Annotated in this window: 12 protein-coding genes; 7 read left to right on the top strand and 5 right to left on the bottom strand. The window is 66.4% G+C overall.

Translation table 11 applies throughout. The features are described 5' to 3' along the window. The first annotated feature begins 79 nt into the window (after positions 1-79). On the top strand, positions 80-862 hold the full coding sequence (locus tag WDC82_RS07330) for a tetratricopeptide repeat protein (RefSeq protein WP_340116600.1): 783 nt from the start codon (positions 80-82) through the stop codon (positions 860-862). Between the two features lie 7 nt (positions 863-869). Here the strand turns inward: WDC82_RS07330 and WDC82_RS07325 are convergent, their stop codons facing one another. The 4 genes from WDC82_RS07325 to WDC82_RS07310 all read right to left on the bottom strand — a co-directional run bounded on the left by WDC82_RS07325 (position 870) and on the right by WDC82_RS07310 (position 8,543). Further along, entirely contained in the window at positions 870-1,538 is a 669-nt protein-coding gene (locus WDC82_RS07325; protein ID WP_340116599.1) for a glutathione S-transferase family protein, read from the bottom strand. 84 nt (positions 1,539-1,622) lie between these two features. After that, positions 1,623-2,300, bottom strand: a complete 678-nt coding sequence (locus tag WDC82_RS07320; protein ID WP_340116598.1) for a hypothetical protein — start codon at positions 2,298-2,300, stop codon at positions 1,623-1,625. A gap of 202 nt (positions 2,301-2,502) precedes the next feature. Further along, the gene (gene gltB / locus WDC82_RS07315) at positions 2,503-7,083 is read right to left on the bottom strand and encodes a glutamate synthase large subunit (RefSeq protein WP_340116597.1); all 4,581 of its coding nucleotides are present in this window, start codon (positions 7,081-7,083) and stop codon (positions 2,503-2,505) included. 17 nt (positions 7,084-7,100) lie between these two features. Then, a complete protein-coding gene (locus WDC82_RS07310) occupies positions 7,101-8,543 on the bottom strand; it encodes an NAD(P)-dependent oxidoreductase (RefSeq protein WP_340116596.1) in 1,443 nt (480 codons plus the stop codon). 376 nt (positions 8,544-8,919) lie between these two features. On the opposite strand from WDC82_RS07310, the gene WDC82_RS07305 reads away from it, so the two are divergent. After that, positions 8,920-9,756 carry an undecaprenyl-diphosphate phosphatase gene (locus WDC82_RS07305; RefSeq protein ID WP_340116595.1) on the top strand — a complete coding sequence of 279 codons (837 nt, stop codon included), beginning with the start codon at positions 8,920-8,922 and terminating at the stop codon, positions 9,754-9,756. Between the two features lie 6 nt (positions 9,757-9,762). On the opposite strand, the gene WDC82_RS07300 is transcribed toward WDC82_RS07305, so the two are convergent. Continuing rightward, positions 9,763-10,713 (bottom strand): complex I NDUFA9 subunit family protein, encoded by a 951-nt coding sequence (locus tag WDC82_RS07300; RefSeq protein WP_340116594.1) that lies wholly within the window; start codon positions 10,711-10,713, stop codon positions 9,763-9,765. 244 nt (positions 10,714-10,957) lie between these two features. Here WDC82_RS07300 and WDC82_RS07295 point away from each other — a divergent pair, with 244 nt between their 5' ends. The 5 genes from WDC82_RS07295 (at position 10,958) to lptB (ending at position 15,498) form a co-directional block, all read left to right on the top strand. Beyond that, positions 10,958-11,590 (top strand): ribonuclease D, encoded by a 633-nt coding sequence (locus tag WDC82_RS07295; protein ID WP_340116593.1) that lies wholly within the window; start codon positions 10,958-10,960, stop codon positions 11,588-11,590. A 331-nt stretch (positions 11,591-11,921) separates the two neighbouring features. Beyond that, positions 11,922-12,953, top strand: coding sequence for a KpsF/GutQ family sugar-phosphate isomerase (locus WDC82_RS07290; RefSeq protein ID WP_340116592.1), 1,032 nt, complete (start codon positions 11,922-11,924; stop codon positions 12,951-12,953). 17 nt (positions 12,954-12,970) lie between these two features. Continuing rightward, positions 12,971-13,723 carry an LPS export ABC transporter periplasmic protein LptC gene (gene lptC, locus WDC82_RS07285; protein ID WP_340116591.1) on the top strand — a complete coding sequence of 251 codons (753 nt, stop codon included), beginning with the start codon at positions 12,971-12,973 and terminating at the stop codon, positions 13,721-13,723. Continuing rightward, positions 13,720-14,613, top strand: a complete 894-nt coding sequence (locus tag WDC82_RS07280) for an LptA/OstA family protein (protein WP_340116590.1) — start codon at positions 13,720-13,722, stop codon at positions 14,611-14,613. The genes lptC and WDC82_RS07280 overlap by 4 nt, the downstream gene beginning before the upstream one ends. Positions 14,614-14,763: 150 nt before the next feature. After that, the gene (gene lptB / locus WDC82_RS07275; protein WP_340116969.1) at positions 14,764-15,498 is read left to right on the top strand and encodes an LPS export ABC transporter ATP-binding protein; all 735 of its coding nucleotides are present in this window, start codon (positions 14,764-14,766) and stop codon (positions 15,496-15,498) included. The last annotated feature ends 9 nt before the right edge of the window (positions 15,499-15,507 follow it).

The raw sequence follows: 15,507 nt of genomic DNA, 5'->3' as shown, positions 1-15,507 counted from the left end.
TCTCTTCTATAGATTCCGCCCCGGCAGCAACAGCCGAGCAATAACATCGGCAGCACGGCAGGCGAGGGCCGGCAGAAACATGCGGATTTCAGCAACGCTCACAGCTCTATTCCTGGCGATGGCCACAGCTGCCTGGGCCGGGGCCGGGTCGGGGGCCGCCGTCGCGCAGAGCGCAGACATCGAGCAGGCCGCCCAGTACCAGGCCTGCATGGACTTGGCCGAAACGGCCCCCGAGGAGGCATTGGAGGCGGCCGAGACCTGGGGCGATCTGGGGGGCAGCGACCCCGCGCGCCACTGCGCCGCCGTCGCCCTCATGCGGCTCGGCCACTACGAGGCCGCCGGAGAGGAACTGGAGAGCCTGGCCGGCAGCCTGGAGGCCAGCTACGCCACCCTGCAGATCCCCATCCTGATCCAGGCGGCGCAGGCCTGGCTGGCTGCCGGCAATGTCGACCGCGCCTATGCGGTGCAGAGCACCGCGCTGGCGCGCGAGCCCAACAACATCGAGTTGCTGGTGGACCGCGCCTTCACCGCCGCCAGCGTCGGCAACTATCAGGCCGCGATCACCGACCTCGACCGCGCCCTGTCCCACGCGCCCAATCGGGCCGACATCCTGATCTATCGCGCCAGCGCCCACCGCTACCTCGGGCAGCAGGAGGCCGCCATGGCCGACGTCGACATGGCGCTGCGCCTCGACCCGCAGAACCCGGAGGGCCTGCTGGAGCGCGGCAACCTGAAACGCCTGGCCGGCGACGATGCCGGCGCACGCGAGGATTGGCTGGAAGTGACGCGCGTTGCCCCCGAGAGCCCGGCGGCGGCCGAGGCGCAGGACAACCTCGCCAAGCTGGACGTGAAGGTGGAGTAGTGCTGGGTCAGAAATCCAGGTCTGCGTAGTGCTTGGGGGGCTGCACGCCTGAAATATGGTCGGCCAGGATGGCGCGGAAGCTGGGGCGCGACTTGACCCGCGCATACCAGTCCTTGGCGCCGCTGTGCTCGTGCCACGGCACATCGCCCAGGTAGTCGACGGCGGAGAGTTCCGCCGCCGCGACGATATCGGCGCGCGAGAAGGCGTCGCCGGCCAGCCAGCGCCGGCGGTCGATGAGCCAGCCGATGTATTCCAGGTGATAATGGACGTTGGCCAGGCCAGCGCGGATCGCCCCGGAGTTCGGCGTGCCGAGCTTCAGGAAGCGCTTCATGATTTTTTCGTCGACCAGGTTCGCCGTCACCTCACGGTGGAACTTTTCGCCGAACCAGGCGGCCAGACGCCGCACCTCGGCACGGTCGGCGGGGGCCTTGCCCAGCAGCGAGGGCTCCGGATAGACCTCCTCCAGATACTCGGCGATCACCGAGGTACCGGGCATCGAGGTGCCGTCCTCATCGATGAAGACCGGTACCTGACCGGCGGGGCTGAGGCGCAGGAAGACCTCGCGCCGCTCCCACACTTTCTCGGTGCGCAGTTCGCAGTCCAGCCCCTTCTCGGCGAGCATGACGCGGATCACCCGGCAGCCGGGATCGATGGCAATATGGTAGAGTTGACGCATGGCGGCGGACTATAAGCCCGCCGCCCGCGCCTGAATAGAGTCAGCTTCGCTGCCCCGAACGCCCGAATCTCCAGGGCGCAGCGATCAGGTCCAGCGCCCGTCCAGGCCGGTTTCGGTACCGATGCCACCGAAGCTCTCTCCCGCCGCATCCACGAAGGCCGTGGTCAGCGTGCCGCCGGTCATCGTGAAGGTATAGCTGGCGCCCTCGATCCGCTGCCTCAGTGCATCAACGCCATCGAACAGGCTGCGGGGCGCCGGCTGGTCCTCGTGCTCGCGCATCCAGTCGAGCGCCTCTTTCATCGCCGGCATCGTGAGGCTGTGTCCGGAAAGAACCTCCATATCACGCAGGGTTTTCTGCAGGGCCGGATCCGCGTTGATCGCCTGCTCCAGCGCCTCGGCCTGCGGGTCGTCGCCCGCCACCGCGATGGAGCCGTCGCCGTTCACCGTGATGGCGAAGTGGAGATCACCCTCGATGCCGAGTTCGTCCATGACCGCCTGCAGCCCGGTCTCCGCGTCGCTGCGCAGGCCCTGCGGAGTGATCAGGCGGACCTTGCTCATGTCGATCGGTGTCACCGATCCATCCAGCTTAATGGACTTCTGCGCTTCGGCGGAGAGGGTGACGCTGTCGCCCTCATTGGCGGTCCGCCCAGTTCCCGTTGCAGCCGGCTGCGGTGCGGTTGCCGCCGCGCGGCTGGTCGTCTGGCGCGCCTCCATGAGCGCACGCGCCACGTCGGAGATGCTGGGTCCAATGGCATCGGTCATGCCGCTTCCCTCCCGGTAGATTAGTTCCGGCGGGAAACTTGCAAAGATTGTGCCTGGGCAGCAGGGCCGGGAACGCGCGGAAATCCGCGCTAGAATGGGTAGAGCGCCAGCCCGGCTACAGGCGGCGCTCTACCTTAAGGCAATTATTGCCGGGCAACACCGGCCCGATACGTTGGTCGAGCCGATACGCTGGTCGACTAGGTCAGGCCCGGGCGGCCTCCTCGGCCTCGCGGGTCACCGGGTGGGCCAGGCGGTTCAGCATCTCGCGCGGCACCACCTGCCAGAAGCGGCGTCTCTCCGCGCCCCAATTGATGAGGATCTGCTGGGCGAAGCCCGACTGGGTCTCGCGCCAATGCTCGCTGATCAGCTCACGCAGTTGAGCCTCCCAGTACTCGGTCTCGACACGCTGATGGATCACGCCGTCGGGGTTGATGCGCTCCGGCAGAACGTCGTCCACGTCGTAGATGAAGGCCATGCCGCCGGACATGCCGGCCGCGAAGTTCGGCCCCACCGGACCGAGGATCACGACGGTACCGCCGGTCATATACTCGCAGCCGTTGGAGCCGCAGCCCTCCACCACGGCGACGGCGGCGGAGTTGCGCACGCAGAAGCGCTCGCCTGCCTGGCCGGCGGCGAACAGCTTACCGGCGGTAGCGCCGTACAGCACCGTGTTGCCGATGATGGTGTTCTCGTTGCTGGCCAGCGGGCTGGAGGTCAGCGGCCGCACCACGATCGTGCCGCCCGAGAGGCCTTTGCCGACATAGTCGTTGGCATCGCCGAAGACTTCCAGCTTCAGGCCCTGCACCGCAAAGGCCCCGAGAGACTGGCCAGCGGAGCCGCGCAGACGCACCGTGATGTGGCCGGGGTTCAGCCCCGTCATGCCGAAGCGGCGGGTGATCTTGGACGACAGCTTGGTGCCGATCGCGCGGTGCGTGTTGCGGATCGAGTATTGCAGCTGCATCTTCTCGCCGACCTCGAACAGCGGCTTGGCGTCGGCGATGATCTGGGCATCGAGAGTCTCCGGCACTTCGTTGCGGCCCAGCAGGGTGCAGTAGGTCGGCAACTCGCCGGCCTCGGCCTGCACGAGCAGCGGATTAAGGTCGAGGTCGTCGAGATGCGCGGCGCCGCGGCTGACCTGCTTCAAGAGGTCGGTGCGGCCGATGATCTCGTTCAGGCTGCGCGCGCCGAGCTGCGCCAGAATCTCGCGCACTTCTTCGGCCATGAAGCTGAACAGGTTGACCACCTTCTCCGGCGTGCCGGTGAACTTCTTGCGCAGTGCCTCGTCCTGCACACAGACGCCAACCGGGCAGGTGTTGGAGTGGCACTGGCGCACCATAATGCAGCCCATGGCGACCAGCGAGGCAGTGCCGACGCCGAACTCTTCGGCACCGAGGATTGCGGCGATAACGATGTCGCGGCCGGTTTTCAGGCCGCCGTCGGTGCGCAGGGTGACATTGTGGCGCAGGCGGTTGAGGGTCAGCACCTGATGTACCTCGGAGAGCCCCATCTCCCACGGCACGCCGGCGAACTTGATCGAGGTCTGAGGCGAGGCGCCGGTGCCGCCGACATTGCCGGAGATCAGAATGACGTCCGCCTTGGCCTTCGCAACACCCGCGGCAATTGTGCCGATGCCCGAGCGCGCCACCAGCTTTACACAGACCTTGGCGTCCGGGTTGATCTGCTTCAGATCGTAAATCAGCTGCGCCAGGTCTTCGATGGAGTAGATGTCGTGATGCGGCGGCGGCGAGATCAGCATGACGCCCGGCGTCGAGTGACGCAGCTTGGCGATCATCTCGGTCACCTTGAAGCCGGGCAGCTGGCCGCCCTCGCCGGGCTTTGCGCCCTGGGCGACCTTGATCTCGATCTCGCGGCACTGGTTCAGGTACTCGGCGGTCACGCCGAAGCGGCCGGAAGCCACCTGCTTGATCGCCGAGTTCTCGTTGTCGCCGTTCTCGTGCGGGGTGAAGCGCGCCGGATCCTCGCCGCCCTCGCCGGAGTCCGACTTGGCGCCGATGCGGTTCATCGCGATGTTGAGGGTACCGTGCGCCTCCGGCGACAGCGCGCCCAGCGACATGCCCGGCGTCACGAAGCGCTTGCGGATCGCGGTGATCGACTCGACTTCCTCGATCGCCACCGGCGCCACGCCGTCGACCTTGAAGTCCAAGAGGTCGCGCAGGGTGCTCGGCGGCTGATTGTGCACACCCTCCGAGAACTTCTTGTAGGTGGTGAAGGAGTCCGTCGCCACCGCGTGCTGCAGGGTGTGGATGAGGCCGGCCTCCCAGGCATGACTCTCACCGCCGCGACGATAACGGTAGAAGCCGCCGACCGGCAGCGCCACGAAGTCCTCGTTCCAGGCACGTTCGTGCAGCGCCAGCACCTTCTCCTGAATGCCCATGAGGCCGATACCCGAAAGGCGGCTCGGCATCGGCATGAAGAACTCGTCGACCAGGGTACGCGACAGACCGACCGCCTCGAAATTGCAGCCGCCGCGGTAGGAGGAAATCACCGCGATGCCCATCTTCGACATGATCTTCAGGAGGCCTTCGTCGACCGCCTTGATGTAGCCCTGCACGCAGTCTTCCAGCGGGCGGTCGCCGAACAGGCCGCGGCGGTGGCGCTCGGCAATCGACTCCTGCGCCAGATAGGCGTTCACGGTGGTCGCGCCGACGCCGATCAGCACCGCGAAGTAATGGGTATCGAGGCATTCGCCGGCGCGCACGTTCAGCGAGACGAAGGTGCGCAGCTTCTGGCGCACGAGGTGAGTGTGCACGGCACCGGTGGCGAGGATCATCGGGATGGCGACGCGGTCGGATGCGACCGCCTCGTCTGTCAGAACCACATGCTCGCAGCCTTCACGCACCGCGTTCTCCGCCTCCTGGCGAATGCGGTCCAAAGCGTCGGCCAGTGCCGTCTCGCCGCCATCGGGCGCGAAGGTACAGTCGATCCTGGCGGCGGCGTCGCCCATGTGCTCGACCATCGCCTCGAACTCGGCATTGGAGAGTACCGGCGATTCGAGCTGCAGCAGACGCAACTGCGCCTCGTCCTCGTCGAGGATGTTACCGAGGTTGCCGAGGCGCGTCTTCAGGGTCATCACCCGGCGCTCGCGCAGCGAGTCGATCGGTGGATTGGTCACCTGGCTGAAGTTCTGGCGGAAGAAATGATGCATGCCGCGATAGCGGTCCGACAACACCGCGAGCGGCGTGTCGTCGCCCATCGAGCCGACCGCTTCCTTGGCGTCCTCCACCATGGGATGGAGGATCAGCTCCAGGTCTTCCATGGTGAGGCCGTAGTTGAGCTGACGCCGGCGCAGGGCGTCGCCCTCCCAGCGTGTCGGCTCGCCGTGGTCGGGGCGCAGCAGGTCATCGATGGAGGTGACGTTGACGATCCACTCGCCGAAAGGCTTCTGGGCCGCCAGGTAATCCTTTATCTCGCCGTCGTGGTAGAGCTTCCCTTCACGCAGGTCGATGGCGAGCATCTGGCCCGGGCCGAGGCGGCCCTTCTCGACGATGTTCTGCTCGTCGATGCGCACCATGCCGGTTTCCGAACCGGCGAACAGCAGGCCATCCTTGGTGATGGTGTAGCGCAGCGGCCGGAGGCCGTTGCGGTCCATGCCGGCCACTGCCCAGCGGCCGCCGAAGCCGCAGACCGCGGCCGGGCCGTCCCAGGGTTCCATCACCGCGTTGCAGTAGCTGTAAAGGTCGCGGTGCGTTTGTGGCATGGAGGGATCCTGGCCCCAGGCCTCAGGGATCAGCATGGTCTTGACCATCGGCAGGTCGCGCCCGGCGCGTACCATCAGTTCGGCCACCGCGTCGAGGGCGGCGGAGTCCGAGAGCCCGGCGGAGATCACCGGCTTCAGGTCCTCGACGTGGTCGGCGAAGGTCTCCGATGCCATGCGGCACTCGTGCGCCTGCATCCAGTTCACGTTGCCCTTCAGGGTATTGATCTCGCCGTTGTGGGCGATGATGCGGAAGGGCTGCGCCAGGCGCCAGGTCGGAAAGGTGTTGGTCGAATAGCGCTGGTGGAAGATCACGAAATTGGAGGAGAAGCGGTCGTCCAGCAGGTCGGGATAGAAAGTCGACAGCTGTTCGGCCAGGAACATGCCTTTGTAGATGATTGAGCGGCAGGACAGCGAGCAGATGTAGAAATCCTGGATCGATTCCAACTCGGCCGCCTTCTCGATGCGGCGGCGGATGATGTAAAGATCGATCTCGAACTGTGAGTTGGGGATGCCGCGCGCGTTGGCGATCATCACCTGCTCGATTTCCGGCCGCGTCGCATTGGCCTTCTCGCCGACGATGTCCGTGTTCACCGGCACCTGACGCCAGCCATAGATACGGTAGCCGAAGTTCAGGATCTCGCGCTCGACCAGCACGCGGCAGCGTTCCTGCGCGCCGAAGTCGGTGCGCGGCAGGAACACCATGCCGACCGCCAGGGTCTCGTTGCCCGGTTCGTGACCAGTACGCGAGACATGCTCGCGGAAGAAGTCCTGCGGGATCTGCAGGTGGATGCCGGCTCCGTCGCCGGTCTTACCGTCGGCATCGACCGCGCCGCGGTGCCACACCGCCTTCAGCGCCTCGATGCCGGCGACGACCACGTCACGCCGCGGCGTGCCGTCAATCGAGGCGACCAGGCCGACACCGCAGGCGTCATGCTCGTCGCGCGGATCGTAGAGACCCTGGCTGGAAAGCTTTTCCGCGTTGCGCTTCCAGGTGGCGGCGAATTCCTCGCCAGGAGCGGTGCGCCCTGAAGCGGCGGCGGGAAGGAGAGGGTGTTGTTCCGTCATGATCCTGGTCTCCCGCCTTATTCCGCCGCCACGGCGGAAGCTTCCGCCTTGGCCTGGATGTAGTGATGAATCTGCTCGGCGGCGTCGCGGCCGTCGCGCACCGCCCAGACCACCAGAGAAGCGCCGCGCACGATGTCGCCGGCGGCGAAGACGCCGTCCAGCGCGGTCATCTTGGATTTGAAGTCGGTCAGCACGGTGCCCCAGCGGGTAACCTCCAGCCCTTCGGTGTCGAACAGCTTGGGCAGGTCTTCCGGGTCGAAGCCCAGCGCCTTGATCACCATGTCGGCCTCGAGCGTGAAATGCGAGCCGTCGATGAGTTGCGGGATCTGGCGGCCGGTAGCGTCGGGCATACCGAGGTGAACGCGCTGAGCGCGCACCGCCTTCACCACGTCGTCGCCGAGGAAGGCCTCGGGCGCCGACAGCCAGACGAACTCGACGCCTTCTTCCTCGGCGTTGGCCACCTCGCGCTGCGAGCCGGGCATGTTCTTGCGGTCACGGCGATAGAGGCAGCGCACCGCCTTGGCGCCCTGGCGCACGGCGGTGCGCACGCAGTCCATCGCCGTGTCGCCGCCGCCGATAACCACCACCGACTTGCCGTTGGCATCCAGCGTGCCGTCCTCGAAGGCGGGCACACTGTCGCCCAGGCCTTTGCGGTTGGAGGCGGTGAGGAAATCCATGGCCGGGAAGATGTTCTTGAGGCCACTGCCCGGGGCCTTGATGTCGCGCGCCTTGTAGACACCGGTGGCGATCAGCACCGCATCGTGTCGCTCGCGCAGAGCGGCGAAGCTCTCGGCGCTGCCAACATCGCAGTTCAGGTGATACTGCACGCCGCCACGCTCCAGCAGATCGGCGCGGCGCGTGACCACTTCCTTCTCCAGCTTAAAGTTGGGAATCCCGTAGATCATCAGGCCGCCGACGCGGTCGTAACGGTCGTAGACGTGGACCTGGTAGCCCTTGCGGCGCAGCTGCTCAGCGGCGGCCAGACCGCCGGGTCCGGCGCCGATGATACCGACCGACTGCCGCCGCTCGCGCGCCGGCTTGACCGGCTGCACCCAGCCCTCTTCCCACGCGGTGTCGGTGATGTACTTCTCGACTGAGCCGATGGTTACGGTGCCGTGACCGGCCTGCTCGATGACGCAGTTGCCTTCGCAAAGACGGTCCTGCGGACAGATGCGTCCGCAGATTTCCGGAAAATTGTTGGTGGCCTGGGCGGTTTCGTAAGCCTCCTGCAACCGCCCCTCGGCGGTCAGCATCAGCCAGTCGGGGATGTTGTTGTGCAGCGGGCAGTGCACCTGGCAGAACGGCACGCCGCACTGGGAGCAGCGTCCAGCCTGGTTGGCGGCCGCCTCAGGATCGTACTCGTCGTAGATCTCACCGAAATCCCGGCGGCGCAACTCAGCGGCGCGCTTTTCCGGCATGGCGCGCGCGCGCTTGACGAACTGCAGCATTTTACTGGCCATAGGCTTCAACCCCAAATCTCTCACAGACCCGTTCCGCCGTTGGGTCGGACCGCCCCGGCGGGCTGCCGACGATCGGCGGTTGTCGCCCCGCCGCAACCCTAATGCTCTGGTTACATCCAGGCTTTGGGGCACCGTCGCGGGCGGTCGTCTATAGACCAAGAACCCGCAGTTTGCGAGGGGAAAAAACAATATAGGTCAGCAATAGTGACCTATCAACCATGCAGGTTCCTTACCATAGCAGATATTGGGGGGCTCTGCGAGAGGGTTTCGGAAAATTAGTCCCGAAGCGGAACTAATTTGCTGCATGGGATCGTTAATCAACTGGTGCTATAAGCCGCGTCGCCGCCCCTGGAACCGCCGCACTCGAGAAGCCCCCTTGTCGCTCTTGCATGTCGTTGTCCTGGCCATCGTCCAGGGAATTACCGAGTTCCTGCCGATTTCTTCCTCAGGCCATCTGGTGCTCACCTGGGAGGTCTTCGACGCCCTGAACATGACCGGCATCGAGCAAGCCGAGGCCGACCGACTGACCCTCGACATTGGCGTCCATGTCGGCACCCTGGCCGCAGTCTGTCTCTATGCCTGGCGGGAGGTCGGCCAGATGGCCGGCGGCGTGGCCCGCCTGGCGGTAGGCCGCTGGACGCCGGGTGCGCGCCTCGCCGCTCTGCTGGTGGTCGGCACTCTGCCGCTGGTCATCGTCGGCGGCCTTTTCAAAGACGATGTGACCGCCCACCTGCGCGATACCACCATCGTCGCCTGGGCGACCATCGGGTTCGGCATCCTGCTCTACATCGCCGACCGCAGCACCCTGACCTTCCGGCGCATCGAGCACATGACCTTTGGCGCGGGCCTGCTGATCGGGCTGGCGCAGGTGCTGGCCCTGCTGCCCGGCACCAGCCGCTCCGGCATCACCATGACCGCTGCGCGTTTCCTCGGTTTCGAGCGGGTGGAGGCGGCCCGCTTCTCGCTGCTGCTGGCGATCCCGGCGATCCTCGGCGCCGGCAGCCTGGCCGGCTACGATCTCTACAAGAGCGGCAACATGGTGCTCGGCACCGAAGCCGTGGTCGGCGCAGTGCTGGCCTTCGTGGTGGCGTTGATTTCGATCGTGCTGATGATCGGCTGGCTGAAGCGGGCGTCGTTCACGCCCTTCGTGGTCTACCGCATCCTGCTGGGTGCGGGCCTGCTCTTGTGGATCTACGGCGGCAGCGCCGCCTGAGTCCCATCAGGCTTTGGCACGGCTGCCGAAACGCCCGCCGTCGCGGTAGCGGTCCAGATAACTGGGGATCACCCCCTCGGCCGCCGTCGGCTCGATCCCCAGATCCTTCAGCGTCAGGGCGCCTGGCGACACCACGTTGTCATGGCGCAACAGCGTCACCTGGTCGCGGGTCAACGGCGGCACCGGCAGCAATTCCAGGAACGTCGCCTGCAGACGGGCGAGGCCGAAGGGCAGGCTCACCAGGCAGCGCTTCTTGCCGATGGTCCGGAGCAGCAGCCCCATCAACTCCTTGAAACTGTAAATCTTGGGGCCGCCCAGTTCATAGACCTTGCCGCGGCAGGCGGGGTCGTTCAGCGCCTTCATCACCGCGCGGGCGACATCGGCGACGTAGACCGGCTGAAAGCGGGTCTTGCCGCCCCCGATCAGCGGCAGCGCAGGGGAGAAGCGGGCCATTTCGGCGAAGCGGTTGAAAAAGCCGTCCTCGGGGCCGAACACCACGCTGGGCCGCAGGACGGTAGCGCCCGGAAAGGCAGCGCGCACCGCCGCCTCGCCAGCGCCCTTGGAGCGCGCATAGGCGGACTGTGATTCCGGTGAAGCGCCAATCGCGGAAACATGTACCAGCGACAGGACTCCAGCGGCCGAGGCCTCCTCGGCGATAATCTTGGCGCCTTCGGCCTGCACATCCTGGAAGCGCTGGCGGCCGCCCTCGAAGAGGATGCCGACCAGGTTGACCACGGCGTCGGCACCGGCGACCGCCGCGGCGACGGCCTCGCGGTCCTGCACCGGCACACACAGCGGCACGATCTGGCCGATGTCGCCCAGTGGCTTCAGAAAGGCGGCACGGGCGGGATGGCGCACTGCGACGCGGACGCGCCAGCCGTCTCGCGCCAGGCGCTGCACGACATAGCGGCCGAGAAAGCCGGAGCCCCCGAAAACCGTAACCACGCCACCGATCATCCGCTTTCCCCTCTGCCATTGGCACCGGCGGCCCGCCAGGGCCGCCCGCCTTGACCCACCTGGCTCAATCGGCCGATCGAAACCGGCCCGAACCCTCGGCCGATATATACAAAGCCTGGGTACAAGTTGACAGCCTCAATTGACCGCCTATGTTGGACTGCCGGTCGCCCAAGGGTGGCCGAAACTCTTGGATTTACCCACCCTCGAGCTCCCCTGTCCCGAACCTGACGACCGGAATACGCGCGTGGCCGCACCTGAAATCCACCTGCACAAAGGCGACCTGCCGGCCGGCCTAGACCTCGGCAAGGCCGTCGCCATTGACAGCGAGACCATGGGCCTGGACCTGGCCCGCGACCGCCTCTGCCTGCTTCAGCTTTCCGCCGGCGACGGCGTCTGCCATCTGGTGCAGTTCGCCCGGGGCGGACCCGGAAACGCTTACGACGCGCCGAACCTGAAGGCGTTGCTGGCCGACCCCGGGATCACCAAGATCTTCCACTTCGCGCGCTTCGACGTGGCCGCCATCCGCCGCTACCTGGGCGTGGACTGCGCCCCGGTCTATTGCACCAAGATCGCCTCCAAGCTGGTGCGCACCTACACCGACCGGCACGGCCTCAAGGACATCTGCCGCGAATTGCTGGGTGTCGAACTCTCCAAGCAGCAGCAGTCGTCGGACTGGGGGGCGGCGGAACTCAGCCAGGAACAGCTTGCCTACGCGGCCTCCGACGTCTTGTATCTGCACGACCTGCGCGCCAAATTGGATGTCATGCTGGAGCGCGAAGGCCGTGACGGCCTCGCCAAGGCCTGTTTCGACTTCCTGCCCACGCGCGCCGCGCTCGACATCGCCGGCTGGCAGGAACAGGACATCTTCGCCCACTGAGCCGCGGCTGCGCCGCCGCGGCCTTCCGGGCAGGCATTCGCCTTCGGCCGGCGGCCATTCGCCTTGCGGGACCTAGCCTTTTGGGGGTCTCATCGGGCTTTCAGAGCGTGGGGCCGCCTGTGCTAAGGTACGGCTGGATTCGCGAGCCACGCGGCTTCGGGGGATGACGCGCAGAGGTGGCACCGTATGACCGTTTAAGGTTCGGCCGTTTGGGGTTTGATCGGCTGTTGGGGTGCCTTGCAGCGCGTACCTGGTCGATTCCAGCGGCTGGTGCGGCGACGAGCGGCAGGCAACGCCAATCGATTGGGGCTTGTAGAGACAGATCGAGAGCATGAAAGCACAGTTGGACTCCGAAAGGGCAGCGCCAGGAGCAGATCTGCCCGGCAAGGATCTTGAGGTCGCGCGCCGTGTCCTCGACATGGAAGCCAAGGCGATCAGCACCCTGGCAAACCTGCTGGACGGCGCCTTCGTCGAGGCTGTGGAGCGCCTAGCCGCCGTCGAAGGCCGTGTCATCGTGACCGGGATGGGCAAGAGCGGCCATATCGCCCGCAAGATCGCCGCCACCCTGGCGTCGACCGGCACGCCGGCCCAGTTCGTCCACCCGGGCGAGGCGAGCCACGGCGACCTCGGCATGATCACCCCCAAGGACGCGGTCATCGCCCTGTCCAATTCCGGCAACACGCTGGAACTGAGCGACATCGTCACCTACGCCAAGCGATTTGCCATTCCGCTGGTGGCGATGACCGCGCGCTTGGACAGCGCGCTGGCCAAGGCCGCCGATATCGCCCTGATTCTGCCCTCGGCCGCTCAAGGCGCGCCGGAGGCCTGCGCGATCACCCAGGCGCCGACAACGTCCACCACGCTGATGCTGGCCCTCGGCGATGCCCTGGCGGTGGCCCTGCTGGAGCGCAAGAATTTCTCGCCCAGCGATTTTGAGGTGTTCCATCCGGGCGGCGCGCTGGGCAAGCGTCTGCTGCGGGTCGCCGATCTGATGCACGGCCCCGACGCGCTGCCCCTGTGCGGACCCGACACCCCGGTCTCCGAGGCGATCCTCATCATGACTGCCGGGCATTTCGGCTGCGTCGGCATCATCGACGGCAACCGCCGCCTGATCGGCATCATCACCGATGGCGACCTGCGCCGTCACATGAACCAGAACATCCTGGCCCTGAAGGCCGCCGACATCATGACGCCGAAGCCGCGCACCATCCGCGCCAATGCCCTGGCGGCCGAGGCGGTGGCCTTCATGAACACCTCGACGCCGCCCTTCCTCTGCGTCTTCGTGGTCGAGGAGGCCGGTCCAGCCGACCGGCCGGTCGGCATCCTGCACATGCACGACTGCCTGCGGGCCGGCGTGGTTTGAAGGATGCACGAACGCTAATGGCAGAAACCGCAGCCCATTCGACGATCCAGACGCCGGGTCCGGTCCGCGACGGCGCAAACGACCGCCAGAAGCCGCCGCCGCCGCGCCTCAGCGGGCGCAACAGCTACAGCCTCTTCGTCAGCTCGATGAAAGTACTGCTGCCGGCCCTGGCGGCGGGCTTGGTGCTGCTGGTCATCGCCTGGCCGCAGCTGATGCCGGACGTCAGTCGCTCCGGGCTCGATTTCGCCAAGATTGCGCGCGACCAGGCCAAGACGCTGAACATGCTGAACGCACGCTACAGCGGCGTCGACGAGAACAACCAGCCCTTCAACGTCGCCGCCGACCTGGCGACCCAGGCACCGGACGACGAGAACGTGGTGGAGCTGCAGCACCCCAAGGCCGACATCAAGACCACGGAGGGCGACCTGGTGGCGCTGACCGCGCGCGTGGGCCACTACCGCCGCGAAGAGGAGATCCTCGATCTCACGGGCACGGTGCACCTGACCCACGACAAGGGTTTCGACATCCTCACCGAAACGGCGACCATCAACTTGAACGACGGTTCGGCGGCGGGCGACATGCCGGTCAGCGGCCAGGGCCCGTCCGGCGAACTGCAGTCGGAAGGGTTCCGGCTCAGAGACCGCGGCCAGGTGATCGTGTTCACCGGCAAGAGCCGCCTGGTCATCTATCCGGAAGCAGAGGACGGCCTGCCGGGGGCGGGCGCGGAGCCGGACAGCACCGCTGCGCCTGGGACGGAGGCGACGCAATGAGCATGACAGCAGCCTTGCGTCCGGCGCTGGCCGCCGCTCTGTTCGGACTAGCCGCCCTGGCACCGGTGTCGGCCTCGGCGCAGACTGCCGCGCAGCTGCGCGAAAGCGATCAGCCGCTGGAGATCAACGCCGAAGAAGGCATCGAGTGGAATCGCAACGACAAGACCTACATCGCCCGCGGCAATGCGCGCGCGGCGAGCGGCGAGGTCGAGGTTCTTGCCGACACGCTGACCGCCTATTACCGCGAACCGGCTGAAGGGGAAGAAGGCGAAAGCGAGATCTTCCTGCTGGAGGCGACCGGCAACGTGCGCATCAACGCGCCGGAAGGCACTGTCTACGGCGACAAGGGGCAGTACAAGCTGGACGAACAGATCTTCGTGATGACGGGGGACGATCTGCGCCTGGTCAGCAAGGAAGACGTCGTGACGGCGCGCGACAGCCTTGAGTACTGGGAAGGCGAGCGCAAAGCCGTCGCGCGCGGCAAGGCCCACGCGACCCACGAAGACAAGCAGATCAAGGCCGACGTGCTGACGGCCAACTTCGAGGAAAATGCCGAGGGCGACCTCGAGGTGCGCCGCATCGACGCGGCCGGCAATGTCGAGATCCAGACCCTCAAGGAATACGCGCGTGGACGCGAGGGGACCTACTTCGTCGATCGCGAGTTGGCGACCTTGGCCGGCGACGTGAAAATCACCCAGGGCGAAAACCAGTTGGACGGCGACTACGCCGAGGTCAACATGGCGACGGGCGTCAGCCGCCTGCTCGGCGCGCCGCCGGGCAGCGTTGAGAAGCCCAAGCAGGTGAAGGCGCTGGTGCTGCCGCGCGCGAGCAAGGATAAGGCGCCCGCTGAGCAGGCGCCGGCACCGGCGGACGGCAACGGCGGATCCTGATCCACCCTGGAGACGACAGGGGAATGAGGCGACGCATGAGAAGATGGAGGCAGTGGGGGCGGTTTGGTCAGTGAGACGCGCAAGTCGGCGGTCGCGCCGCAGAAGGCCCGGCCGGCGCAACCGGCGGCCGTAACCGGCGAAGGTCCGCGCCTGGTGACGGATAATGCCGGCCTGATGGCGGTCAACATCGGCAAAAGCTTCAAGAAGCGCCCGGTGCTGCGCGGGGTCACCCTGTCGCTGGACCGCGGCGAGGCTGTCGGCCTGCTCGGCCCCAACGGCGCCGGCAAGACGACCTGCTTCTACATCGTCACCGGCCTCATCTCGCCCGACTACGGCTGGGTCACCCTGGATGGCCACGACATCACCGACATGCCGATGTACCGCCGTGCTCGCCTGGGCATCGGCTACCTGCCGCAGGAGGCCTCGATCTTCCGCGGCCTGACCGTGGAGCAGAACATCCGCGGCGTTCTGGAGGTTATCGAGCCGGTGCGCGAGAAGCGCGAGGTCACCCTGGAAAACCTGCTGGCGGAGTTTTCCATCACTCACTTGAGGCGCACACCGGCAGTGGCTCTTTCGGGCGGCGAGCGGCGCCGTGTCGAAATCGCCCGCGCCCTGGCCTCGCAGCCCAGCTTCATCCTTTTGGACGAGCCGCTGGCCGGCATCGATCCGATCGCCGTCGGCGACATCCGCGACCTGGTTTCCCACCTGAAGGACCGCGGCATCGGCGTGCTGATCACCGACCACAACGTGCGCGAAACCCTGGAAATCGTCGACCGCGCCTATATCATCCACGACGGCGTGGTGTTGATGGAGGGGGCGCCCGACGAGATCGTCGCCCATGAGGACGTACGCCGCGTTTACTTGGGTGAAAGGTTTAGCCTCTAAAAGGTTAAG

The organism is Pelagibius sp. 7325 (genome assembly GCF_037652055.1).
Lineage (GTDB): Bacteria > Pseudomonadota > Alphaproteobacteria > Kiloniellales > Kiloniellaceae > Pelagibius.
Note: the sequence above shows the minus strand (reverse complement) of the source record. Positions and strands in the feature narration are given on the sequence as shown.

Coding starts and splice junctions, on each gene's coding strand:
- WDC82_RS07330 (WP_340116600.1), top strand. CDS start 80: ATGCGGATTTCAGCAACGCTCACAGCTCTATTCCTGGCGATGGCCACA.
- WDC82_RS07325 (WP_340116599.1), bottom strand. CDS start 1,538: ATGCGTCAACTCTACCATATTGCCATCGATCCCGGCTGCCGGGTGATC.
- WDC82_RS07320 (WP_340116598.1), bottom strand. CDS start 2,300: ATGACCGATGCCATTGGACCCAGCATCTCCGACGTGGCGCGTGCGCTC.
- gltB (WP_340116597.1), bottom strand. CDS start 7,083: ATGACGGAACAACACCCTCTCCTTCCCGCCGCCGCTTCAGGGCGCACC.
- WDC82_RS07310 (WP_340116596.1), bottom strand. CDS start 8,543: ATGGCCAGTAAAATGCTGCAGTTCGTCAAGCGCGCGCGCGCCATGCCG.
- WDC82_RS07300 (WP_340116594.1), bottom strand. CDS start 10,713: ATGATCGGTGGCGTGGTTACGGTTTTCGGGGGCTCCGGCTTTCTCGGC.
- WDC82_RS07290 (WP_340116592.1), top strand. CDS start 11,922: ATGAAAGCACAGTTGGACTCCGAAAGGGCAGCGCCAGGAGCAGATCTG.
- lptC (WP_340116591.1), top strand. CDS start 12,971: ATGGCAGAAACCGCAGCCCATTCGACGATCCAGACGCCGGGTCCGGTC.
- WDC82_RS07280 (WP_340116590.1), top strand. CDS start 13,720: ATGAGCATGACAGCAGCCTTGCGTCCGGCGCTGGCCGCCGCTCTGTTC.